The following is a 24,407-nucleotide window of genomic DNA, read 5'->3' as shown; positions in this document are numbered from 1 at the left end:
GATTTTTTACTTATATGGATAATTCTTTTACTTATTTATTATTAATTACCAATCTAAATCCTTCACCATGTATGTTTAAAATTTCAACATTTGGATCTGGTTTTAAATATTTACGCAACTTAGCAATGTAAACGTCCATACTACGAGATGTAAAATAGTTATCATCTCTCCATATTTTAGTTAAAGCTAACTCTCTTGGCATTAAATCGTTTTCATGTAAAGCCAATAAACGTAATAATTCATTCTCTTTAGGAGATAACTTAGAAGGTTCTCCTTCATCAAATTTAAGGAAACGCAATTTAGAGTTTAAATCAAAACGACCTATTTTAAATTCAAATTGTTTGCTTTCTGCAACCGTATCTTTAGCCTTACGTTGCATAATAGCTTTAATTTTCATTAATAAAACTTCGCTATCAAATGGTTTATTAAGATAATCATCAGCACCTACTTTGTAACCTTTAAGTACATCTTCTTTCATGGCTTTCGCTGTTAAGAAAATAATTGGCACATCTTCATTTTTCTCTCTTATTTCTTTTGCTAATGTAAAACCATCTTTATAAGGCATCATTACATCTAGGATACAAAGATCATAATCATCTTTTTTGAACTTTTCAAAACCTTCCATACCATTTTTAGCATGTACAACTTCGTAATCGTTCATCATTAAATAATCTTTTAAAACAGTTCCAAAATTTGGATCGTCTTCTACCAAAAGAATTTTTTTATTTTGCTCTTCCATAATTCGTTTTTTATGATATTAACGGCATTTTTATAATAAAAGTGCTGCCTTTTCCTTTTTCACTTTCTACTGATATATGACCTTGATGGTCCTCTATTATTTTCTTAACATAAGCTAAACCTAGCCCATGCCCTTTTACATTATGTACATTTCCGGTGTGTTCTCTATAAAACTTCTCAAACACTCGTTTTGCAACAGCTTTATTCATTCCGTTACCTTGATCTACTACTTTTAGAATAATACTGTTTCCTACATTTTCTGAGTATACATCTATCTTAGGCGCATCGTCTGAATATTTTATAGCATTATCTAATATGTTAACAACCACATTTGTAAAGTGTGTGTCGTTTGCTAAAATTGAAGTATGTTCTGCTTCTAAATGGCTCTTAACATATCCTTGTCTATCTTCTACAATTAATTCTACATGTGTAATTGCGTCTTCAACTAAGTCGTGTAAGTCTAGACGTTCCTTACTAATATTAAGTTCATTTTTATCTAACTTAGAAATACGTAATACATTTTCTACTTGTGCATGCATACGTTTATTCTCTTCTTTTATCATTCCTAAATAACGTAAAACCTTTTCTTGGTCATTTATTATTTTAGGGTTTTTAATAGAATCTAGAGCCAAATTAATAGTCGCAATTGGTGTTTTAAACTCATGCGTCATATTATTTATAAAATCTGTTTTAATCTGTGAAATTTGACGTTGTCTAATTAACTGATAAATGGCACTTGTATAGGCTATAATGATAATACCTGTAAATACAATAGAAAGTACTATCATCCATAATATAGTTGATATTAAATACTTTTTTCTACCTGTAAAATCTACCCAAAGATTATAACTACTTTGATTATTACTATCTAAAAACACAGGAACACCAAATGCTTTACCTTTAATTAATTCAAAATTTTCAGACCTCACTTTAGTCGCTAAATCATCATCATAAATACCAAATTCAAAATCAAGATCTATTCCTTCAGATTTAAGTTCTCTTCTTAAAAAAGTTTCTACTTGTGTCGCTGTAATTCGTTTATAAACAGGCTTATCTTTTAATAAAGTTTGAAAACTATCTTCATAAAATTGTTTATCTAAGTTACTTAAAGAAGAATACTCTCGTAATTTTGTTTCTGGATCTATCCTTCTATTACCATCAATGGTTGTGTTATTGTAAACTTCAGTAACACGTTCACTAGATAATTTACTAACATTAAAACTATCTGCATCTATTTCAAAAAATAGAGAAGGCACTCTAAAACGTTCTTCTAAAACCGTATTTCTGTGAATAATAGTTTTATCATTAACGTCATCTTCTGTAGCAATAAATAATTGTTTTATTATAGATGAATCTGCTTTGTTATCTGGACTTAGATAAGGTTGAAGTTTCATGAAATAATCACGATACTCATAATCTTCAATAGCTTGATTAACTAAACTTAATGAACGCCTAACGCTAAACGTAAAATTTTTGTTTTCATTTTCTAAACTATTGTTTATAAAAAATGCTTGCACAAAAATGATTCCAATGAGAGATAAGCTCATTAAAATTATCAATATCACAAATAGTTTTTTGTTCATTTCCCAAATTTAACATTTTAACATTTAGTGTAAATTAGGTTTAACCTAATGTTAACAAAAGTTATCCCACAATTAGTGATTTAACTTTTCTAATATGGAATTATGAATTTTAAGGGCTTGTTCTTTTGCTTCTGATAAATTATTATTATAAATAATGAAGTCAGATGCTTTAATCTTATCTATATCAGACCATTGATTTTTAATAATTGATTTTATTTTTTCTTCTGAAGATCCATCACGTTGCATTACTCTTTCTATTCGTAAAGACTCATCTGCAATGACAGTTATTATTAAGTCGTAGTATTGCTGCTGATTGTTTTCGAAAATTATAGCAGCTTCCTTAATAACATATGGTGAGTTTTGTTTTTTATGCCATTTTTTAAAATGCTCAGCAACTTTAGGATGTACAATCGCATTCATTTTGGCTAATAAAGCCTTATCATTAAATATTTTTGAAGCTAAATAAGGTCTATTTATTGTATTATCAATATATGCTTCTTCTCCAAATAGTTCTATTAATTTTCGTTTTATAATCTTAGAACGATGCATTAAAGCCTTGGCTTCATCATCTGCAATATAAACAGGAACACCTAATGATTTAAAGTATTTTAAAATCGTTGTTTTCCCACTTCCTATTCCACCGGTTAATCCTACAATCATATTACAATTGAATAAAATCTATTTGTTTTTGTCTAATATTAACATGTTTAACAAATTCTGATGATTTAACTACTTTAGGAATTAAGAATGTTTGATTGTCTTCTAATTCTGAATAATTACATTCAACCTTAAAATCTAATGCTTTTATAGCATTGTAATTATCTAAATCTACATAATATGAAAGTGTAACCGTTTTAGGAAAGTAATTAATGGTTACATTTTCGGGTTGGTTTGTAACTGTAATAGGGACTTCAATAATACCTTCTGTAAATCGACCTATTTTACCTGTAACCTCTATAGATTTGGGAAATATTTCAATATTACTATAGTCTGAAATATCTAGATTTACAGTGCTCTTAATATCACTTTTTGTATCTGTTAATATTAATGTTTCTGTACTTATTGTATTAATTTTATTGACTTCATCTAAAGACCCAACAATTTTTACGCTGTCTATATCTAAGCTAAATTCTCCTTTTAAATCATAACCCACAGCATAAGCAATATCCTTTTTAAATTTTATAGGTACTTTTTTTGAAGCTCTTTTTGCATACGGAATTAATAAGGTGTCTGGTATTACAGAAATTAAATCATAAGAACTCCCCAATTGACTTTCTATCAAATATTGGTGTTTTATAACATCAAAAACAAAATAACGTGAGTTTAGTGCAACATCAGTTTTAGCATTCACCGTTAATTCTTTAGAATTATCAAAAGCGAAAGGCATCAATGAAAATCCTTTAGCTTCTACATAAACCTGAATATAATTTGAAGTATCATTTTTAATTAAAACTTCATCATCAACATGTGTTAAATGCACATTTAACTTTATGGTTTGCTTATAATCGTTAGATAATTTTGAAAAAATTAGAAACACAAACGCAAATAAAAAAAAGAGACAGAACCTTTGAAAGTTTTTCTTTTTTAAATAATTAATTATGTTATTCGTGTTTTTAGAGTTCATTTGTTCGTTTGAAAAAATAGATGAGGAAATGCTTTTTCTGGATTCTTTTTTAAAATCACCATATTAAAAGTAGATTTTAAAAACCCAAAACCATATCCGAAAAATTGAATACAAATTGCTAATAATGCTTGAGTAGCAACGCTTAAACTTCTATTTGAAATTAAAGCCAATACAAAAGCTACAGCAAAATAAAATCCATATAAATATAGTGGTAAATTAATTTTAAACAATGCCATTATTACAGCAATTATAAAACCTAAACTAAATAAAGTAGGAAACCAATAAACGATGCTTTTAGAATTTGGATGCCATTGGTTAAGTATCGGTCTAACCATACCAAATTTATTAACTTGGGTATAAAATTTAGACCAAGAAATGCGTCTTTTATGATACACAAAAGCACTTTTTATTAAAGTAGTTTTAAACCCTAACTCGTGTAAACGCAACGATAAATCAGGATCTTCACCGGGATGAATTTTACCAAATCCGCCAGAAGCCAAGAATGCTTTTTTAGACAAGCCCATATTAAAACTTCGGGGTTGAAAATCATCAACCTTCTGCTTTCCTCCTCTTATACCACCGGTAGTTATAAAAGAGGTCATTGCAAAATTAATTGCTTTTTGAAGATTAGAAAATGAGCTATGTGCTGCATCTGGACCTCCAAAACAATCATAATAAGATGCTGATAAAAACTGTTTTACTTCATTTAAATAGTTTGAAGGTAAAATTACATCAGAATCTAAAATGATATAATAATTACCTTTCGCTTTTTCCATGCCGTAATTCCTAGAATCTCCAGGACCAGAATTTGGCTTAAAATAATATGAAATATCAAGTTGATTGGCAAATTGATTAACAACGAATTCTGTAGTGTCTTTAGAACCATCTTCAACAATTACTATTTCATAATTATGCTCACCTTCAAAATTCAAAAAACTGTTTAAGAGTTCTTTGATTTCATCAGGTCTATTATAAACAGGAATAATAAATGAAAAATTTATAGTCTTCATAGACCACAAAGGTAAAAAACCTAAGCAAAGAATATATGGTTACACTAGCTTTAAGTTAATTATATTCTTATTATTTCTTTTTTTTATAAAAGTCCTGTAAAAATTAAAACATAATACAAGCCTGTTACTATAAAAACAACACCTGCAACAGTTCTCATTACCTTTTCAATTTTTGTTATTTTATTATAAAAGACACCTACTTTACCAGCAGTAAAAGCCAGTAAATAAGTAAAAAGAATAACTGGAAGTCCTGTTCCGAAAGCAAATACTATAGGCAAATAAAGTCCGTCTGCAGATGCAATTGTCATAGGAACTAACATTCCAAAAAACAAAGCTCCACTATAAGGACAAAATGCTAAAGCAAAAACAACACCAATTAAAAAAGAACCTAACAAGCCTTTATCTTTAAATTTATCAGATAATTTTTCTTGAAAATTAGATTTCTCTAAAAAATTTAGCTTAATAACATTCAACATTATTAATCCGATAATAATTAATAAAGGACCTAAATATTTTTCTCCATTTTGATTAAAAAATCGGGCTATATGAAACTTACTTGCTCCAAAATATAAAATTAGTCCGATTACAGTATAACTAAACCCGCGTCCTAAAGAATACAATAAACCACTTAAAAACACTTTTCGTTTGCTCGATATGTTTTTAGATATAAAAGCTGTTGCAGTAATATTGGTCGCTAAAGGACACGGACTAATGGCTGTCATTAATCCTAGTATAAATGCTGATAAAATAGGAATATTATAGTTCTCTATAAGAGATTGTAAAAAATCCATCTAAAGCATTTTTAATTCAGTATCTAGTTTCGATTTTAATTCTTTAGAAAAAGTGTCTTGATCAGTTCCATTCATAAAAGCAAAGTCAGTTAAATCTATTTTAGTTTCTTTACCATCTTTAATTACATTTAAAATTAAAGCAGTCCCAGCAGCTTCAAATTTTTCGGCAATAGATTTGTTTTCTTTTTTATCTACATTAATCACTTGAAATGTAATTTTATTGTCTTTCAATTCATTTGAAAAATAAGTATCTAGTGTAAATTTTGTATTGGCTTCAATAGCATTACAAGTCATACATCTGTGTGTAGAATGAAAATCGTAAACCTCAATTTTAGAGACTGATTGATCTAAAGATACTTTTTCACTTTTGTTTTGTCCGTTACAAGACGTTAGCATTAAGCTAATTGTTAATAGGGCTAAAAATTTAATTGTTTTACGCATAGTTTTTAATTTTAAATTGATTTCGTGAATATTTAATTGTATTATTTATTCGATTCACAGAAGCATATTAAACAGATATCCAGATAAGATGATGCAAAGTGTTACGACACTAAAAAAGATAGCAATAAGTTTTAAAGACATTACTTTTTTAAGTAAAGTTGCTTCGGGTATAGATAAGCCTACGGTTCCCATCATAAAAGCAATAGCGGTACCAAGCGGAACGCCTTTTGCTACAAAAACTTGAATTACGGGTACAATACCAGCAGCATTTGCATACATTGGTACGGCTACAATTACAGCAAGTGGAACTGTCCACCATTCGCCACCTCCTAAATATTGATTAAAAAAGTTTTCTGGTACAAAACCATGCATGGCTGCCCCTATTGCAATCCCAATAATTACATATACGATAACACCTTTTACAATATCCCAAGCAGCTTGTGTAATTTCGGGTAAACGGTCGTAAAATGTTTTCTTTTTTTCTTCAAATTTGGCTTGTTCAATTTTATTCTCAAGGATCTTTTTTACCCAATCGGAAAGTAAAGGTTCAAGGTTAAATTTACCAAGTACCCAACCACCAATAGTTCCTAATAAAATACCTGAAGCGGCATAAATTAATGTTGCTTCTACTCCAAACATCCCCAAAAACATCGCTACTGCAACTTCATTAACTAAAGGCGATGTAATTAAAAATGAAAAAGTGACTCCTAATGGAATTCCGCCTTGTACAAACCCAATAAATAAAGGAACTGATGAGCAGGAACAAAAAGGTGTAATGGCTCCAAAAATTGAAGAAAAAAAGTATTCTAAACCATAGAGTTTTTTCTTATTTAAATAATCTTTTAATTTTTCTATAGGAAAATATGCATTTACAATTCCCATTATAAATACGATAACAAATAATAAAATGAGAATTTTAAGTGTATCGTAAATAAAGAAATTTAAAGCAATACCTAAGTGCGTTTCTGCCCCAACATTAAAGACATTGTATATGAGCCAATCGGCAAAATGTTGTAACCAATCAAACATTTTAAATCTTATTTATAGTTCCCGAAATGGTACATGATAATTTTACGGTATTGTAAATAGTACCAAACTTTTCAATATTCTTTTTAAGTAAGTCTAGGTTTAATTTATCATCGCTACTGTAAATTGTTAAGTTATACTCTAGATGATCCATCCGTGGTGGATTTTCTAAACGTGTTGCATTAACATCAACCGTTGCTTTTGTATAACTAAACTTCATCATAGTCGAAAAACGTTCTACATTTTTTAGCATACAAGCCGAAAATACACCTAGGAATATTTCTGCCGGATTTGGTAAAATTTCAGCAGACATTGAAGTTGTACCAAAATCTATATGAGATTTTTTAATATGAATAACAGCATCTTCATTTAAGATAGATGACGCTTTTATAGTGTAATTCATAACATTACTTTTTAATTTAACAATGCTAAAACTTCGGCTTTAGAAGGTACACGTCCTTTAATCGTAATAACATCGTCAATAACTAAAGCCGGTGTAGTCATTACATTAAACTTCATAATCTCCACGATATCTTCAACTTTTTCTATTGAAGCTTCAATATTGTTTTCAGAAACAACTTCTGAAACAACCCCTGTCATAGATTTACATTTTGGACAACCTGTCCCTAAAATTTTAATTACTTTACTCATAATATTAATATTTAGTTAATCGCAAATAGACGATTGATTTATTTAAAAAAAAGCTAATCAAAAAAATCTTGAAACAATTTTTTTGCAACATTCCAATTCTCCTGATTAATACAATATTTTATTTTGGGAGGATTTAATTCTCCTTGAATAAGACCTGCGTTTTTTAATTCTTTAAGATGCTGAGAAACTGTAGATTGTGCTAAAGGAAAAACATCTACTAAATCTCCAGTATGACAACAAGTTGCAGACTCAAGATGTTTTAAAATAGCAATACGTGTCGGGTGACCTAAAACTTTAGCAAATTTAGCTAAGGCTTCAGTATCTTTCTTATACACTATGGTTTCTAAACTTCTTTTCAAAATTATAATATTTAATAAGTTAACATTAACTTATTAATTTCTTATCGCAAATGTACGATAGGTAAATTAAACAGAATGTAACATTTGTCACATTTTTAAAATTAAATACGGAAAATTAACCTAAAACTTTAACTAATAATTCTTTAAGTAAATCTCCTTGAGGAACTGAATTAGATCCTACTCCTTTGCTTTTTACATCAAACTCGCGTAATACACCTATAATGAAACTTACTTTTTTCATAGGATAATTCCTGGCAGCCTCAATATATTCATTAACAAAATAAGGGTTGACTTTTAATGCCGTAGCTAAGCTTCTTGGATTTTTATCAGACATACCATGAAGTTGTAATAATTGAGAAAAGAATCCAAACAAAAGTGCTACAGTAACCACCATAGGATTATCTTTTGGGTTCTCTGCAAAATACTTCGCTATTTGATGTGCTTTAATAATATTGCGCTGTCCTACAGCTTTTCGTAATTCAAAATTATTATAATCCTTACTTATTCCTATATTTTCTTCAATATGCTCTGGTGTAATTTGAGTCCCTTCTGGTAAAACAATTTTAAGTTTATTAAGCTCATTATCAATTTTACTTAAATCAGTTCCTAAAAATTCAACTAGCATTTGAGCAGCTTTAGGAGAAATTTCATAATTTTTTCCTGCTAAAGTCCTTCTAATCCAATCTGACACTTGGTTTTCGTACAACTTTTTACTTTCGTAAACGACACCAATTTTCTTAATGGCTTTGTATAAAGCTTTTCGTTTGTCTAGCTTTTTATACTTATAGTTAAAGACTAAAACTGTTGTAGGCTGCGGGTTTGCCGCATATTTAGCCAATTGCTCAATTGTTCTACTTAAATCTTGAGCCTCTTTTACAATAACAACTTGACGCTCTGCCATCATTGGGTAGCGCTTAGCATTACTCACAATATCATCTATAGTGACATCGCGACCATAAAGCACCATTTGATTGAAACCTTTTTCAGTTTCCTCCAAAACATTGTCTTCAATATAATCTGAAATCTTATCAATATAGTAAGACTCCTCCCCCATTAAAAAATAAATAGGTTTAAGGTCTCCCTTTTTTATTGCAGCAACTAATTGTTTTATCTCGTCCAAATTGTAAAAAATTCCAAGTTAAAAATTCCAAATTCTTACTATAATCGTTTAGGTGAATCCTAAAAAATTAGATTTTGGGAATTGAAAATTGTGATTTGTAGTATTCTGCTTTAACTTTGACAAAAATTAGCCATTCTAAGTCTTGCAAGAACTCAACTTTCCAAAGTTTGAATACCGCTTCAAAAGTACAGAAAATAAAGTTTCTATTTTTGATGTGATTCGTAAAAAATTTATCATTCTTCAACCTGAAGAATGGGTAAGACAGCATTGTGTTCATTATTTAATGAACGTAAAAAACTATCCGAAATCGTTGATTAATGTTGAAAAAGAACTGAATCTTAACGGCTTAAAAAAACGCTATGATATTGTTATTTTTAATCCTGATGGAAGTATTTATTTAATTGTGGAATGCAAATCGCACAGCATAAAAATAGACCAAACTACTTTTGATCAAATTGCACGTTATAATCTTGTTTTAAACGCCACTTATTTAATGGTTACTAATGGTTTAAATCATTATTATTGCGAAATGGATATGCAAGCAGAACAATATTCGTTTTTAAAAGATATACCAGATTATACCCAGAAATAAATGTTTCAAACTAAAGATATTGCCGTTGTTATTTTAAACTGGAACGGAAAAGCCTTGCTAGAACAGTTTTTGCCTTCTGTAATAGAATTTTCTGAAGATGCTTTAATTTATATTGCAGACAATGCATCAACAGATCATTCTATTGATTTTATAACAACGAACTACCCTTCTATTAAAATTATTAAAAATGACACAAATGGTGGTTACGCAAAAGGTTATAATGATGCTTTAAAACATGTTGAAGCTCCACTACTCTGTTTATTAAATAGTGATATTGAAGTAACTGAGCATTGGCTTCAACCTATTATATCTGAATTTAATTCTGATGAAACTACAGCTATAATTCAACCTAAAATTTTAGATTACAAAAATAAATCTAAATTTGAATACGCAGGTGCTGCCGGTGGTTTTATAGATAAGTATGGATTTCCATATTGTCGTGGTCGTGTATTTGACACGGTTGAAGAAGACCATGCACAATACAATGATAACTCAACTATATTTTGGGCTTCTGGAGCTTGTTTTTTTGTAAAAAATGAGGTCTTTAAAGACTTAAAAGGTTTTGATGAATCTTATTTTGCTCATATGGAAGAAATTGATTTGTGCTGGCGTGCCTTCAATAAAAATTACAAAACTAAATATATTGGAACTTCAACTGTTTTTCACGTTGGAGGAGCAACATTAAATAGTACAAATCCCCAAAAAACATACCTTAACTTTAGAAATAATCTGTTTACTTTATTAAAAAATGTAGATTCTAATGTGCTCTCTATTATATTAGTTAGAATGTTACTAGATGGTATTGCTGCTATAAGATTTTTATTTCAACTTAAACTTGCATTTTTCTTCGCTATTTTAAAAGCACACTTCTCTTTTTATGTCAATTTACCTCGACTTATAAAACAACGAAAACAACTACCAAAACGTTCTGGATATTATCAAAAAAAATCTATTGTTTGGTCTTATTTTATAAAAAAGCAAGTTCAATTTTAAAAGCATTTAAAACTGTTAAAGTTTTTGTTAATCCATATAGCAACCTCTATTCTTTTGCATAATTTTGTTAAGTTAAAATAAACTATTTAAACAAGATTTCAATTATGAGAAAAGTAATGTTATTAAGTGTTTGTTCCCTATTATTTTTAGCATCTTGTGTGTCTAAAAAGGAATTTACAGCACTTCAAGAAAAACAACAAGAAACCCAAGATTTATTAAATACAGCAACTGTAAAATTAAATAGTTGCTTATCTGATGCCGCTGCAGCAAATGCAAGAGTAGAAACGATGAAAGATCAATTATCTGATTTACGTAAATCAAATCAAGATTTAATTGACACTAAAGGTGATTTAACTATCCTTACTAAGAAAGGATCTGAAAATCTTGAAAAATCTTTAGAAAGCTTAAAAGAACGTGATTTAAAAATTACACGCTTACAAGACGCTTTAACTAAAAAGGATAGTGTAACACTTGCTGTTGTAACGAGTCTTAAAAAAGCGGTTGGTATTAACGATCCGGATATCGAAATTAATGTAGAAAAAGGAGTTGTATTTATTTCTATTGCTGATAAATTATTATTTAAAAGTGGAAGTTATACTGTAACAACTAGAGCTAATGAAATTTTAGCTAAAGTTGCTAAAGTTATTAATAGCAAGCCTGATTTTGAAGCTATGGTAGAATCTCATACAGATAATGTACCATACAACAAGCCTCCATTAGTAGATAACTGGGATTTAAGTGTAAAACGTGCAACTGCTGTTGTTAGAGTTTTAGAGAGCTTAGAAGTAAACCCTCAACAATTAATTGCTGCAGGTCGTAGTTCTTACGTTCCTTTAGTTGAAAATGATACAGCTGAAAATAAAGCAAAAAACAGACGTACTCGTATTGTTGTAATGCCTAAAATTGACCAATTCTATGAAATGGTTGAAAATGAAATGAAAAATTTATCTGAAGAAAAATAATTCTGACAGATTAGATTATAAATAAAGCCCAATGCATTTGCATTGGGCTTTTTGTTTTTACACATATTTTACTGTAAATTATTATACGATTTAACCAATCTAATAAACTCTGCTCTAAAACCGTCAACATCACCTCCTCTTCCGTTTTGTGCTAATTCAATGACTTTATCTGTAGAAGCACCATTAAAATACTTAGAGTTTCTTAATTGCATTCCAAATAAAGCCACGGCTGAAGAAAATTTCATATCGTTTGAAGCTAATGCTATTTTGGTATCTTGAACATGAACCATCTCAATACTCTTATCTTCATTTGGTTTTTTGTATCTAAATTTTACTGTAAATAACTCATCTTCATAATTAGAAGCTACTTCTTGTTTTGTATATTTTAAATCAGGTACTTTTTTAAGATATTCACTTGTGATACCTGTTGGAATAATTTCATACAAAGCAGTTACAGTATGTCCGCTACCTAATTCGCCAGCATCTACAGTATCATCTACAAAATCTTCATCTGCTAGTAATCTATTTTCATATCCTATTAAACGGTAAGCTTGTACTTTTTTAGGGTTGAATTCTACTTGAATTTTTACATCTTTAGCAATAGTATATAGTGTTCCACCAAATTCTTTTCCAAAGACCTTTTGTGCTTCTTGCATATTATCTATATAGGCATGGTTTCCGTTTCCTTTATCTGCTAAAGTCTCTAGTTTCGAATCTTTATAATTACCATATCCAAAACCTAAAACAGATAAAAACACACCCGATTTTCGTTTCTCTTCTATAAGTGTTTGCATATCGCTATCACTTGAAGCCCCTACATTAAAATCACCATCAGTAGCCAAGATTACACGATTGTTTCCATTCGTTTTAAAATTCTTCTCAGCAAGTTTATAAGCTAATTCTATACCTGCTCCTCCTGCTGTAGATCCGCCTGAGTTTAAATAATCTAAAGCTTTTAAAATAGTTTCTTTTTGATCACCTGATGTTGGTTCTAAAATAACACCAGCAGCACCAGCATAAACAACAATTGATACTTTGTCTTTTTTACGAAGTTGATTCACTAATAATTTAAAAGCACTTTTTAGCAATGGTAATTTATTCTGTGAGCCCATTGAACCCGAAACATCAATTAAAAATGTTAAGTTAGAAGCAGGTAGCAAATCATTTTTATAACTTTTACCCTGTAAACCTATTCTTACTAACTGAGTTTCTTTATGCCATGGAGTTTGTACAACCTCTGTATTTATAGAAAAAGGATGTTTATCTGTTGGTTGTTGATAATTATAATTGAAGTAATTAACCATTTCTTCAATCTTTACTGCATCTGTAGGAATGTTTTCTCCATTATTAATCATGCGTCTTATATTACTATAACCTGCTTTATCTACATCAATTGAAAACGTTGATAAAGGATCTAATTCTGTAGTTTCAAAATTGTTTTCTGTAATATTTGCGTAATCTTCATCATTTTGAATGCGGTAATTTCCCTTTTTAGTTGTTATAACTATACAACCATCTTTTGCAGATTCTCCAAACATATCAATTGCTTTAGTTGATTTATAAACATTGATATGCTCAATTACATCTGGTTCTAATTTATCTATTAAACCATTGTAGTTTTTCTGAATAGGAACACCATCAACGATATATAATACATTAGTTGCACCTAAAGTATTAGTCCCCTTAATAGTAATAATTCCGTTAACTTTTCCTGCTAATTGATTAGAAATTTGATTGTGAAATCTTTGTTTTTCTCTCTTTTTTAACTGCGCTTTACTTACTCTAGCACTAGTAACTGCACCAAGAATAGATACTTTTTTTTGAGTACTATATGCGACAACAACAACTTCATCTAAAGTTATATCATCTTCTAAGGAAACATCTATGATTGAAGTTTCGGCTACAATTACGCTTTTACTTTTTTGACCTATATAACTAAATACTAATATATCTCCAACTTGTGCTTTAATAGTATATTGACCATCAAAGTTTGTTTGAGTACCATTAGTACTTCCTTTAATTATAACATTTGCTCCTGGTAGTGGTAAACCATCAGAAACTGTTGTAACAGTACCGGTAATTGTTTTTCCTTGTGCTATTAACTGCCATGAAGAAGACAGTAACAAGCATAAAATAATTGTAAGATTTTTCATAATAGCTGATTTATAAGTTTATGTAAACCTATAAACAAACACTATTATGAAAAATCTACAATGAGTGAAGTACGTATTTCAGTGAGTTAACTCTCTAAAACAGTTTTTATAGTTTTTTTACGCTGAATTTTTCCATTTACAGTTTCAGCGAATTTTTCGATGCTATAGATTTTCTTAGGAACTTCAAATTTATCTAAAGATTTTAAGCCTTTAAGAGTTTCTAAAATTTCGTTTAAAGGATCAATAGGATTTTCAATAATAAGAATTAGTTTTTCACCTAAAGCTGCATCATCTTCACCTGCTAAAATAAAACGCTGAGATATGAATGGTTGAAGTTTATCTTCAATCTGTTCTGGAAATAATTTTACACCTCCAGAATTAACAACATTATCAAAACGACCTAATAATTGAAAGCTAGTATCTGATTTTAACTCAACAATATCATTTGTTATTAAATCTTCATCCACCAATTTTGGAGCATGGATTACTAAACAATTTCTTTCATCTGTATTAAAACTTACATTTTCTAAAGCTTTAAAATACACTTCTTTTTCTGCAGATTTAGATTTTAATTGTCTAATAGCAATATGAGTTACAGTTTCTGTCATACCATAAGTTTCATAAAACTTAGGCTCGCAATTTTTAATTTTTTCTATTAATGGCTTTGTAACTTTTGAGCCTCCCACTATAATATTTTTCATATTATGAACATGACCAATAATATACTTTAATTGTAATGGTATCACGGCGCAAAAATCGTAACATTTATCATAATCAAAAACAGGATGTGCTAACGGCTCTACAAAGTCAATTTCTAATCCTAACACTAAAGCACGAACAAACATCATTTTACCCGCTATAAAATGGCTAGGTAAGCAATGTAAAGCTTTATCTCCTGGTTCTAATTTGAAAAAATTACCTGTAGCAATGGAAGAGTTTACCATCGCTTGTTTCATTAGTTTAACTTCTTTTGGTTTCCCTGTAGACCCAGAAGTTTTTACATACATATAATCTCTATGATCTAACCAATCCATTAGAAAATCACCAGTAATCCTCTCATAAGGTTCCCCTTCTTTTATAAGACTATAAGCGACTTCTTTTAACTCATCATAACTAAAATGGAGTCCGTTAAATTTAAAACGATTATGTACTTTGTCGTAAGTTGGTGTCATATCTACTCTATTATTTTATAATCTTCTTTTGGTGGCTCAATTACTTTACCTGTTAATTTTTCTTTCCAATTGGTCCAGCCATATTTCTTAGAAAGAATTAATAACAATATAGGATAAACAATTAATACTGGTGCTACAATCTCTGAAACAGCCATTTCTGTTGGATCAGCAATAGACGTTAACAAAGCGTCTGTTTGTAATGCTGACCAGTCTGAAGTCACTAACAATGCTGTAAAAATATTGTTTGCGGCATGGAAACCTAATGCAAGTTCTAATCCGTCATCCATTAATGTCATTATTCCTAACAGTAATCCTGTACCAATATAAAATACCATCATAATTGGTCCTAATTTATCTACCTCAGGATTTAATCCGTGTAATAAACCAAAAATAACTGATGTTATTAATAATGGTGCCCATCTGTTTTTTAATATAACCCCAAAACCTTGCATAAGATATCCTCTTAATAAATACTCTTCAAAACTAGTTTGTAATGGAATAAAGAGAATAACAATAACGCAAAGAATAATAAACGGCTTTAGGTTTAAACTAAATATATAATCTTCGGGTGCTAAATAATAAGATATAAAAGTAGTCCCTATTGAGAATACTCCCCAAATAATAAATACAAACCAAAAACGCTTCCAATCTATTTTAGGTCTTGCCGTTGTTAAGTTTAAAAACGATTGTTTATGAAGAAATTTTGAAGTAAAAATAATACCAGCTAAACCGACGGCAAATGAAAATAGCATTAAAAATAAAAATAGATTATTCCCTAATAAAGATGACATTTGCGTCATATCACTTACAGCTGATGCATCTGCTCCATTTATGATTTCTATTCCTAAAAAGATCAGCAAAGGAATCATTCCTATAACTTGCCAAAAGATAAATATGATCATTAAACCTATTAAATATCTCCACCAATCATGTAATACAGAGAAGGCTTGTTGTATATAATTCATACTATAAATTAAATTTCCAATTTTGTTTTAAATCGTATTGCAAAGTACCATTTTTTACCACTAATGGCGAAGAAAAGTTATTAGTAAATAAACTTCCAGTTCCTAAACCTTGTGGCATGTTACTATTTAGTTTAAACGTCCATTGCGCAATGGCATTAAGCCCAATGTTACTTTCTAAAGCACTTGTAATCCACCATTTAATATTTAAGTTTTCTGCTATTTCAATCCATTGCTGACTGCCTGAAAAACCACCAACCAAACTCGGTTTTAAAATAATATACTGTGGCTTTATAGTTTGAAGTAGTTTTAGTTTCTCTTCTTGCTCAAATACACCAATTAACTCTTCATCTAACGCAATTGGTAAAGGAGTTGTTTCACAAAGCTGTGCCATTATTTCAAATTGCTTCGCTTTTATGGGTTGTTCTATGGAATGTAATTGATATTCTGATAATTGTTTTAATTTCTCTAAAGCATCTTCAGGAGAAAAAGCGCCATTAGCATCTACACGTAATTCTATATCTGAAACAGAAAACTCTTTACGAATAGATTTTAAAATGTTCAATTCAGTTTGAAAATCTATAGCTCCAATTTTTAATTTAATGCAATTAAAACCAGACTTAATTTTTTCTTTAATCTGAGTTCGCATAAAATCTTCACTTCCCATCCAAACCAAGCCATTAATCGGAATATTAGCTTGACCTGTTGTAAAATTTGAAGGGAATAATTGGAATTGATCTACACTTTCTAAAGATTTAAAGGCCGTTTCTAATCCAAATTGAATACTAGGGAACTCTTTAAGTTCAATTAAAAGTTGCTCTAAACCTAAGCTAATATTTTTGCATGTCCACTTTAATTTGGCTTCATAATCGGGTCTATCATCAATAGATAAACCTCTTAATATACCACACTCGCCTACGCCTTTTTTACTCTCATTTTCTAAGAGAATAAACCAAGTCTCTTTTGTAGTCATCACACCTCTCGATGTTCCACTAGGTCTTTTAAAATCTAAAATATACTTCTGATATGTTGCTTTCATAACTGATATCAAAAATATCAATTATTTTTGTATAATTCATCTCAAAAAGCAATTGATAACACTAAATTTTCTTAATATAATACCTTATTGTTTTGGTAATAAATTTTAGAATTATATTATAATTTAGTGTTCAAAATCCAAATTAAAGCTTTTTCTTTTGTTGCTCTAAAGATTGTATTATGTTTTTCATTTGGTTCCTCTGAATACTTCCAAATTAAGTGCTTTGGATTTAATTTCTCTAATATTTTAGCGAGATTATTAGTATGAATAGAAATATCTTCTACATCAGAACCTGCAAACCAAAGTCTTTTAGTGTTATTAGGAAGGTGTTCTAAATAATTCTCTGTGTTTTTGACTAAATAATGATCATTCCACCATAAAGAAGGATCCATGGCAATATAAAAATCGAAAGTTTCTGGTTGTAATAATAAGGTTTCAACAACAAAGAGTCCTGCTAAAGATTCTCCAATAATACCTTTTTTACGCGTTGTTCTATATTTTTTATCTATTTCGGGTATTAATTCGTCTGAAATAAATGCCCTAAAATATTTAGCACCATCAGTTAATGGACAATATTGTTCATCTTCTTTAACCTCTGAAAATCCAGATAAATCTTTTCTTCTATCGATATTAGCAATTCCGACAAGTATAATTGGAGGTATACTTTTATTTTCCGCCAATTTTGAAATTGTATTTGCTATATGTGGAAAATCCTCCCGAACAATAGCTCCATCTGGCATATATAAGACAGGTAAAGAATCATTACTAGTATTATAATTTGGAGGTGTCCAAACATTAATAGTTCTTGTTTCTTTTAATAATTTAGATACTATCTCAAAACTATCATGAGCAGGAATAGGATCGTTATATTGAGGTGCGTTAGAACAACTAAGTAATACGATAGACAAGATTATAAAAGCTATAAATTTATTCATTAATTTAGTTTTTGAGTTAAAGTAAAACATTAAAAACTAAAGGTAATAAATTAAATTACAACTCCATAGACTCGCCAATTTCTAGCAACATTAAATCTTTTTCTTTATCAAAGAATTTGCGTTTGGCTTCTTCATGATCAATTTCAATATACCCAAAAGTATCGTAATGATAGCCTAGAATTTTATCACATTCTATAAAATCGCTCGCAATAATAGCATCGTTAATTCCCATAGTAAAATTATCTCCGATAGGCAAAATAGCTAAGTCGAGCTTAGTCTGCATCGGAATCAATTTCATATCCATTGTTAAAGCTGTATCACCAGCTATATAAATGGTTTTACGCTCTCCTTCAATGATAAATCCACCTGGTTGACCTCCATAAGAACCATCAGGAAAAGAAGAAGTATGAATTGCATTTACATATTTAAGATTTCCAAATTCAAAATCCCAAGAACCTCCGTGATTCATTGGGTGACCTTCTAAACCTTTATTTTGATAATAGGTAATGATTTCAAAATTAGACACAATAATTGCACCTGTACGTTTCGCAATAGCTTCAACATCTAAAATATGATCTTGATGCGCATGTGTAACCAATATATAATCTGCTTTTAGTGTTTCTATATCAATACCAGAAGCTTTTTCGTTACCCGTAATAAAAGGATCAACTAATATATAAATATCTTTAATTTGAATACCTAATGAAGCATGTCCGTAGAATGTAATTTTCATGTTATAATGATTAAAAAAGCGATACTAAGCTTAAAATTAATATAAAATATACCCAACTCCTAAAAGTATAGCGATAAGAAATGTAGACAATGCCACTACTTTAAGTTGGCTATCAAAATCATCTGCATTTTGTGCTGCTTTTACCTTTTTAAGATGAATGATTAGAGGTATAAAGCCAATTATATATATAAAGTTATAAGGCTCTACATAATACAAAATTGAAAATACAACAATCAATAACATTGCACCAACAATAAGCGCAAAATGATATTTTTTAGCACCTTCTTTTCCTAATTTAATTGCTAATGTAATTTTCCCTGCATTAGTATCTGACTTAATATCTCTCATGTTGTTTAAGTTTAAAACACCAACACTCAATAAACCTAAAGCAATTGCGGGTAATATAACAACATGATCTAGAGTATGCATATAAAGAAAGTAACTCCCTATTGTACTGACTAGACCAAAAAATATAAAAACAAAAATATCACCAAGTGCACGATAACCATAAGGTGAATCTCCCATGGTGTAATTTAAGGCTGCATAAACAGAAAGACCACCTAATGCTATAAATAATATGGCATAAAGTAAACTATCGGTACCAAAAGCAAGCCAAATAAGTAGCATTGCAGCTATAATAACTACGAGAATATTAAACTTAATACCCTCTAACATTTGTTCTGGAGTAATAGCACCACTTTGAATAGCCCTTTGTGGTCCTAAGCGTTCGTCATTATCAGTGCCTTTAACACCATCGCCATAATCATTTGCTAAATTAGATAGCACCTGAAGGCTGATCGTTGTTAGTAATGCTAAGATAAAAATTAGCAAACTAAAACGACCATTATAATAAGCAAAGCAACTCCCTAAAATTATCCCTGACACAGAAAGTGGCAAGGTTCTTAATCGCATGGCAGAAAGCCATGGTCTAATTTTGTTCATTTAGATTAAATTAAGGAATCCATTTTTTTGGAAAATTTGGTTTTCTTTTTTCTAAGAATGCATCTCTACCTTCTTTAGCTTCATCTGTCATATAAGCCAATCGTGTAGCTTCACCTGCAAAAACTTGTTGCCCAACCATACCGTCATCAGTAAGATTCATGGCAAATTTCAACATTTTAATTGAAGTCGGTGATTTTGCTAATATTTCTTGAGCCCATTCATAGGCCGTATCTTCTAATTCTTCATGAGGAATAACGGCATTAACCATCCCCATATCAAAAGCCTCTTGTGCAGAATAGTTTCTTCCCAAGAAAAAGATTTCTCTTGCTCTTTTCTGTCCAACCATTTTAGCTAAATAAGCTGATCCATAACCACCATCAAAACTTGTAACATCAGCATCTGTTTGCTTAAAAATTGCATGTTCTTTACTGGCTAAAGTTAAATCGCAAACCACATGTAGACTATGACCACCACCAACAGCCCATCCTGGTACCACAGCAATAACAGCTTTTGGCATAAAACGAATAAGACGTTGTACTTCTAAAATATTTAGACGGTGATAACCATCTTCTCCAACATAACCTTGATGACCTCTTGCTTTCTGATCTCCACCAGAGCAAAAACTCCATATTCCATCTTTAGAAGAAGGCCCCTCTGCACTTAAAAGTACAACTCCTATATTTACATCTTCACCAGCATCATAAAATGCATCGTAAAGCTCTGATGTTGTTTTAGGTCGGAATGCATTTCTAATATCAGGTCTATTAAACGCTATTCTAGCAACTCCATCACATTTGTGGTAAGTTATATCTTCATAAGACTTTGCAACTTTCCAATCTATATGGCTCATATTTATCAATGTTTAAGCAACAAAAGTAAGAAATTAATAATAATATTTTTAGCGTATTTTTTTATTTGATTTTATAAATTATACGAAATATATTTGCACTCCAAATTATTAATTAGCAATGAATTACATCCCTCAAGAAAATCATAGACCTTATAAAACGTATACGTTAAAAGTTGGTAAATTATTTCTTTACGAAGATTTTATTATTACTGAGTTTAACGAAGGTGTTGAATTAAATTTTGAATCCTTTAATGAAGTAGCTGAAATAATTCTATTAACCTATAGAGATAGACCCTTTGGATTTATTGCCAATAAAACAAACCCATATTCCATAAAACTTAAGGACGCATTTACTTGTAATAAAGCTTACAAAAACCTAAAAGCATATGCTATAATAACCTATAGTGAAGTTACAGAAGACATTATTGAAATTGAAGATCAATTCTTCAATTTCAATAGAAAAGTATTTTATGATTTTGAAAATGCAATAAACTGGATTGAAAAAACTATAGAAAAAGAAAAGAGTACGTTTGTCTTATAATAAATAAATACCGTCTCCTTTAATCTCTATTTGGCGTTCTTTATATAAAGATCCAACAGCTTTTTTAAAATTCTTTTTACTCATTTGAAGTAAGTCTTTTATCACTTCTGGATCCGATTTATCATGTACAGGTAAAAAACCACCATTATCATGTAACTCGTTTAGAATATGCTCTGCATTTGGTTCTATATTTCTATAGCCAATTTGATTTAAAGAAATATCTAATTTATTATCAGGTCTTACTTTCTTCACTAAACCTTTTAATCGGTCACCTACACTGATATCTTTAAAAATATCATCGTTAAAAATTAAACCTAAATGTGTTTTGTTTACAATAACATTCATTCCTAATTCTGAAGGATGAGAAACGATAAGATCAACTTCGTCAAACTGAGCAACTGTTAATTCTTTATTATCTAAAAAACGATTGGTTTTACTAGATGCTACTAAACGTTGTGTTTCATCATCTAAGTAACAATGTACTAAATACCAACCACCAGATTTCATTTTAAATGCTTGCTCTCTAAATGGGCAAAATAATTCTTTTACTAGTCCCCAATCTAAGAAAGCACCATATTCAGTAACTTGATTACAACGTAATAAAGCGAAGTCTCCATTCTTAATATAAGGTTGGTCTGTAGTTGCAACCGGACGTTCTTCATTATCTAAATAGACAAAGACTTCTATTTTTTCACCAATTTCAAATACTTTAGGTACATATCTATTTGGTAAAAGAACTTCCCCTTCATTTCCATCTCCCAAAAATAATCCTGGTTCTGTATCTCTTAAAATCTCTAACGTATTGTATTCACCTAAATATATCATGCAGCAAAGGTAAATATATTTTTATGAGATTTAATAAGAAGTTTATATGATAATGAATAAATTTAGTAAAAAAAAAGCGTCATAAATATAAATTTATAACGCGTGTATGTAAAAAGTTAATTCTAATTAAGAATAAACTGATTCTTTTTTAAAATGTGTTGTCAATAAATAATAAATAACAACTCTATATTTAGATCTGTTAGAACGACCATATTTTTCAATCACAGCATCAATCGCTTTATCTAATTCTTCACTATCTGCTAACCCTAATTTCTTAATTAAAAAATTATTTTTAACTGTAGCTATTTCTTTAGGGTCAGAACCAGAAACAGTTGATGAATCTGCATTATATATTGAAGGGCCTAAACCTACGGTTACTTTAGTTAGTAAGTCCATATCTGGAGTTACACCACATTTATCTTTTAAATCTGCGGCATACTTCACAATTAAATCATCTCTTTTGCTCATTTTAAGTCGTTTTTAATTAATTATCCCTTTAAAGGTACTAATTTTTAGACACAATAAAAACGAAAGAGTCACAACTTAATATTTTATGATTGATTATTTAATATATTTAAAAAAATCTATAAGTGCCTTATCGTTAGTTTGAGACGGCGTAAATATTTCTAATAATTTAGGTTGTTTACTTTCGTTATAAAATGAATCTAATTGATCATCTAGCTCCTTTTGATCTTTAGCTAAACCATACTCAAAGTCATACATGTTGCATAATTGTTTTGCACTTAAATGATGTTTAGTTTCAAAATACCGGTCAAAATTTTCGGTATCCTTATGTCCTGGTAATATTCTAAATATCCCACCACCTTCATTATTAACGACTATAATTCTAAAATTATTAGGTATATAATTATTCCATAATGCATTACCATCGTAGAAGAAACTAAGATCACCCGTAATGAAGGTAATCCGTTTTTCTGATACAATAGAAGCTCCTATTGCTGTGCTTGTACAACCATCTATTCCGCTAGTTCCTCTATTGCAAAATACCTCAATACTTTTTGAAAATTGAAACAATTGTGTATATCTAATTGCAGAACTATTGCCTACTTGAAGCTGACTCTGTTTTGGTATGTTTTTTAATATGGAATTAAATACTGTAAAATCAGAAAATGGAAGCGACTGCAAATATTCTTCTTGCAATTTTCTTCGTTTCTGGCGTATTGCAAGCCAACTACTTTTATAAATACTCTTTGTATGATGTGTTACCAGTGGTAAAAATGAACTTAAAAAGGTATTAGGACTTAGTTTTATATGCTTATCTAAACAGAAAAAGGTATCATTTGCACTATACAAATCAACATGACAATGAAACTCTGGCTTATAAGTTCTTAAAAAAGCTTTTATTTTTTTTGAAACAATTAAACCTCCAAAAGTCAGTAAAACATCGGGTTGAAGCGCTTTAAAATCCTCATCTTCTAGAGGAGCAATCATTTTATCTATACCAGGAAAAAAATCTGGATGATGTACGTTAGAAGTCGTTTCTGTTAATACAATAACACTATCATCATCAGCAATTTCTTGTATCCACTGCGCTTCTATAGAATTAGGTTGTAAAACACCTATTAAAATCATTTTTCGTTTAGCATTGTGCCAAACATCTAATAAACTTTTCACTTCAAAACCGTCAACTTTTTCTTCTTTATTTTGAATTTTGAAAGGCTTCGGATTTATTGATAATTCTTCTACTCTTTCGTATAAAGGTTCATCAAAAGGACAATTAATATGAACCGGTCCTGAGTTTAATTTGGCTACTGTTAGCGCATCATGAATTTCTGATTCATTATGAGATTGAATATCTTTTTGAAATCCTAAAAAACGCTCTAATTTATTTTCTATACTTTTTAAAATAGCACGTTCTTCTTCTACATTTTCACGTTCACCTTCTTTAATATCTAGCTTTAAGTTCGCATTATGTAAAACATGCTCACCATAAACATTTTTTTGTTTTATGGTTTGTCCATCTCCAATATCTAATAAATGTTTTGGACGATCAGCAGAGATAACCACCAGCGGAATATTACTGTAATAAGCCTCTGCAACTGCTGGATAATAATTTAATAATGCACTACCAGATGTACAAACAACTGCAACGGGCTCTTGTAATTGTTGCGCTATTCCTAATGCAAAAAAAGCAGCACAACGCTCATCAACGATACTATAACAATTAAAAAACTCATCGTGTGTAAAGCCAATTGTTAATGGCGCATTTCTACTTCCTGGAGAAATTACAATATGCTTTACATTATGTGTTTTGCATAGCGTAACTATAGTTTGTGATAAAGGTATTTTTGAATGTATCATAAAATCTATGTTCCTATTTATAATAAATCGGAACTTTTTTAGT

At 29.8% G+C, this 24,407-nt stretch carries 27 protein-coding genes; 4 read left to right on the top strand and 23 right to left on the bottom strand.

The window, feature by feature from the left end; genetic code table 11:
* Window positions 1-31: 31 nt before the first annotated feature.
* The 12 genes from H0I32_RS17460 to holA all read right to left on the bottom strand — a co-directional run bounded on the left by H0I32_RS17460 (window position 32) and on the right by holA (window position 9,343).
* Window positions 32-739, bottom strand: a complete 708-nt coding sequence (locus H0I32_RS17460) for a response regulator transcription factor (protein WP_173588792.1) — start codon at window positions 737-739, stop codon at window positions 32-34.
* A 10-nt stretch (window positions 740-749) separates the two neighbouring features.
* Window positions 750-2,321: a sensor histidine kinase gene (locus H0I32_RS17455; protein WP_246293585.1), complete on the bottom strand. Its 1,572-nt coding sequence runs from the start codon at window positions 2,319-2,321 to the stop codon at window positions 750-752.
* 72 nt (window positions 2,322-2,393) lie between these two features.
* Window positions 2,394-2,981 carry a dephospho-CoA kinase gene (gene coaE / locus H0I32_RS17450; RefSeq protein ID WP_179313214.1) on the bottom strand — a complete coding sequence of 196 codons (588 nt, stop codon included), beginning with the start codon at window positions 2,979-2,981 and terminating at the stop codon, window positions 2,394-2,396.
* A gap of 1 nt (window position 2,982) precedes the next feature.
* Window positions 2,983-3,858, bottom strand: coding sequence for a YbbR-like domain-containing protein (locus H0I32_RS17445; RefSeq protein ID WP_179313215.1), 876 nt, complete (start codon window positions 3,856-3,858; stop codon window positions 2,983-2,985).
* An 83-nt stretch (window positions 3,859-3,941) separates the two neighbouring features.
* Window positions 3,942-4,955, bottom strand: a complete 1,014-nt coding sequence (locus H0I32_RS17440; RefSeq protein ID WP_179313216.1) for a glycosyltransferase — start codon at window positions 4,953-4,955, stop codon at window positions 3,942-3,944.
* 83 nt (window positions 4,956-5,038) lie between these two features.
* Window positions 5,039-5,746, bottom strand: a complete 708-nt coding sequence (locus tag H0I32_RS17435) for an aromatic aminobenezylarsenical efflux permease ArsG family transporter (protein WP_173588796.1) — start codon at window positions 5,744-5,746, stop codon at window positions 5,039-5,041.
* Entirely contained in the window at window positions 5,747-6,187 is a 441-nt protein-coding gene (locus H0I32_RS17430) for a nitrophenyl compound nitroreductase subunit ArsF family protein (protein ID WP_217363278.1), read from the bottom strand.
* Window positions 6,188-6,241: 54 nt separating this feature from the next.
* Entirely contained in the window at window positions 6,242-7,216 is a 975-nt protein-coding gene (locus H0I32_RS17425; RefSeq protein ID WP_173588797.1) for a permease, read from the bottom strand.
* 1 nt (window position 7,217) lies between these two features.
* Complete coding sequence (locus H0I32_RS17420) at window positions 7,218-7,616, bottom strand: OsmC family protein (RefSeq protein ID WP_179313217.1); 399 nt, start codon at window positions 7,614-7,616, stop codon at window positions 7,218-7,220.
* Between the two features lie 11 nt (window positions 7,617-7,627).
* A complete protein-coding gene (locus tag H0I32_RS17415; RefSeq protein WP_173588799.1) occupies window positions 7,628-7,864 on the bottom strand; it encodes a thioredoxin family protein in 237 nt (78 codons plus the stop codon).
* Window positions 7,865-7,917: 53 nt separating this feature from the next.
* Window positions 7,918-8,223 (bottom strand): ArsR/SmtB family transcription factor, encoded by a 306-nt coding sequence (locus H0I32_RS17410; RefSeq protein WP_173588800.1) that lies wholly within the window; start codon window positions 8,221-8,223, stop codon window positions 7,918-7,920.
* A gap of 115 nt (window positions 8,224-8,338) precedes the next feature.
* A complete protein-coding gene (gene holA / locus H0I32_RS17405) occupies window positions 8,339-9,343 on the bottom strand; it encodes a DNA polymerase III subunit delta (protein ID WP_173588801.1) in 1,005 nt (334 codons plus the stop codon).
* A gap of 142 nt (window positions 9,344-9,485) precedes the next feature.
* Here holA and H0I32_RS17400 point away from each other — a divergent pair, with 142 nt between their 5' ends.
* The 3 genes from H0I32_RS17400 to H0I32_RS17390 all read left to right on the top strand — a co-directional run bounded on the left by H0I32_RS17400 (window position 9,486) and on the right by H0I32_RS17390 (window position 11,890).
* Complete coding sequence (locus tag H0I32_RS17400; RefSeq protein WP_179313218.1) at window positions 9,486-9,935, top strand: type I restriction enzyme HsdR N-terminal domain-containing protein; 450 nt, start codon at window positions 9,486-9,488, stop codon at window positions 9,933-9,935.
* Complete coding sequence (locus tag H0I32_RS17395) at window positions 9,936-10,928, top strand: glycosyltransferase family 2 protein (protein ID WP_179313219.1); 993 nt, start codon at window positions 9,936-9,938, stop codon at window positions 10,926-10,928.
* A 104-nt stretch (window positions 10,929-11,032) separates the two neighbouring features.
* Complete coding sequence (locus H0I32_RS17390; protein ID WP_173588804.1) at window positions 11,033-11,890, top strand: flagellar motor protein MotB; 858 nt, start codon at window positions 11,033-11,035, stop codon at window positions 11,888-11,890.
* A 68-nt stretch (window positions 11,891-11,958) separates the two neighbouring features.
* Here the strand turns inward: H0I32_RS17390 and H0I32_RS17385 are convergent, their stop codons facing one another.
* The 8 genes from H0I32_RS17385 to H0I32_RS17350 form a co-directional block, all read right to left on the bottom strand.
* The gene (locus H0I32_RS17385; RefSeq protein WP_179313220.1) at window positions 11,959-14,043 is read right to left on the bottom strand and encodes a vWA domain-containing protein; all 2,085 of its coding nucleotides are present in this window, start codon (window positions 14,041-14,043) and stop codon (window positions 11,959-11,961) included.
* Between the two features lie 86 nt (window positions 14,044-14,129).
* On the bottom strand, window positions 14,130-15,215 hold the full coding sequence (locus H0I32_RS17380) for an AMP-binding protein (RefSeq protein WP_173588806.1): 1,086 nt from the start codon (window positions 15,213-15,215) through the stop codon (window positions 14,130-14,132).
* 2 nt (window positions 15,216-15,217) lie between these two features.
* Window positions 15,218-16,180, bottom strand: a complete 963-nt coding sequence (locus H0I32_RS17375) for a CPBP family intramembrane glutamic endopeptidase (RefSeq protein ID WP_173588807.1) — start codon at window positions 16,178-16,180, stop codon at window positions 15,218-15,220.
* Between the two features lies 1 nt (window position 16,181).
* Window positions 16,182-17,216: an o-succinylbenzoate synthase gene (locus tag H0I32_RS17370; protein ID WP_179313221.1), complete on the bottom strand. Its 1,035-nt coding sequence runs from the start codon at window positions 17,214-17,216 to the stop codon at window positions 16,182-16,184.
* Between the two features lie 116 nt (window positions 17,217-17,332).
* The gene (locus H0I32_RS17365; RefSeq protein ID WP_179313222.1) at window positions 17,333-18,151 is read right to left on the bottom strand and encodes an alpha/beta hydrolase; all 819 of its coding nucleotides are present in this window, start codon (window positions 18,149-18,151) and stop codon (window positions 17,333-17,335) included.
* Between the two features lie 55 nt (window positions 18,152-18,206).
* Complete coding sequence (locus H0I32_RS17360; protein WP_179313223.1) at window positions 18,207-18,884, bottom strand: metal-dependent hydrolase; 678 nt, start codon at window positions 18,882-18,884, stop codon at window positions 18,207-18,209.
* A 36-nt stretch (window positions 18,885-18,920) separates the two neighbouring features.
* Complete coding sequence (gene menA, locus H0I32_RS17355; RefSeq protein ID WP_179313224.1) at window positions 18,921-19,826, bottom strand: 1,4-dihydroxy-2-naphthoate octaprenyltransferase; 906 nt, start codon at window positions 19,824-19,826, stop codon at window positions 18,921-18,923.
* Between the two features lie 10 nt (window positions 19,827-19,836).
* Entirely contained in the window at window positions 19,837-20,676 is an 840-nt protein-coding gene (locus H0I32_RS17350; protein WP_179313225.1) for a 1,4-dihydroxy-2-naphthoyl-CoA synthase, read from the bottom strand.
* 118 nt (window positions 20,677-20,794) lie between these two features.
* Here H0I32_RS17350 and H0I32_RS17345 point away from each other — a divergent pair, with 118 nt between their 5' ends.
* Entirely contained in the window at window positions 20,795-21,217 is a 423-nt protein-coding gene (locus tag H0I32_RS17345; protein WP_179313226.1) for a hypothetical protein, read from the top strand.
* Here the strand turns inward: H0I32_RS17345 and H0I32_RS17340 are convergent.
* The 3 genes from H0I32_RS17340 to menD all read right to left on the bottom strand — a co-directional run bounded on the left by H0I32_RS17340 (window position 21,212) and on the right by menD (window position 24,364).
* Window positions 21,212-22,042 carry a S1 RNA-binding domain-containing protein gene (locus tag H0I32_RS17340; protein WP_179313227.1) on the bottom strand — a complete coding sequence of 277 codons (831 nt, stop codon included), beginning with the start codon at window positions 22,040-22,042 and terminating at the stop codon, window positions 21,212-21,214. The two genes, H0I32_RS17345 and H0I32_RS17340, sit on opposite strands and share 6 nt — an antisense overlap.
* Before the next feature lie 126 nt (window positions 22,043-22,168).
* Window positions 22,169-22,510, bottom strand: coding sequence for a DUF2853 family protein (locus tag H0I32_RS17335; RefSeq protein ID WP_173588815.1), 342 nt, complete (start codon window positions 22,508-22,510; stop codon window positions 22,169-22,171).
* Window positions 22,511-22,603: 93 nt separating this feature from the next.
* Complete coding sequence (menD, locus tag H0I32_RS17330) at window positions 22,604-24,364, bottom strand: 2-succinyl-5-enolpyruvyl-6-hydroxy-3-cyclohexene-1-carboxylic-acid synthase (protein ID WP_179313228.1); 1,761 nt, start codon at window positions 24,362-24,364, stop codon at window positions 22,604-22,606.
* Window positions 24,365-24,407: the final 43 nt, after the last annotated feature.

The organism is Winogradskyella sp. HaHa_3_26 (assembly GCF_019278425.1).
GTDB classification, from domain to species: Bacteria; Bacteroidota; Bacteroidia; order Flavobacteriales; family Flavobacteriaceae; genus Winogradskyella; species Winogradskyella undariae.
This window is presented reverse-complemented; position numbering and strand designations above follow the sequence as displayed.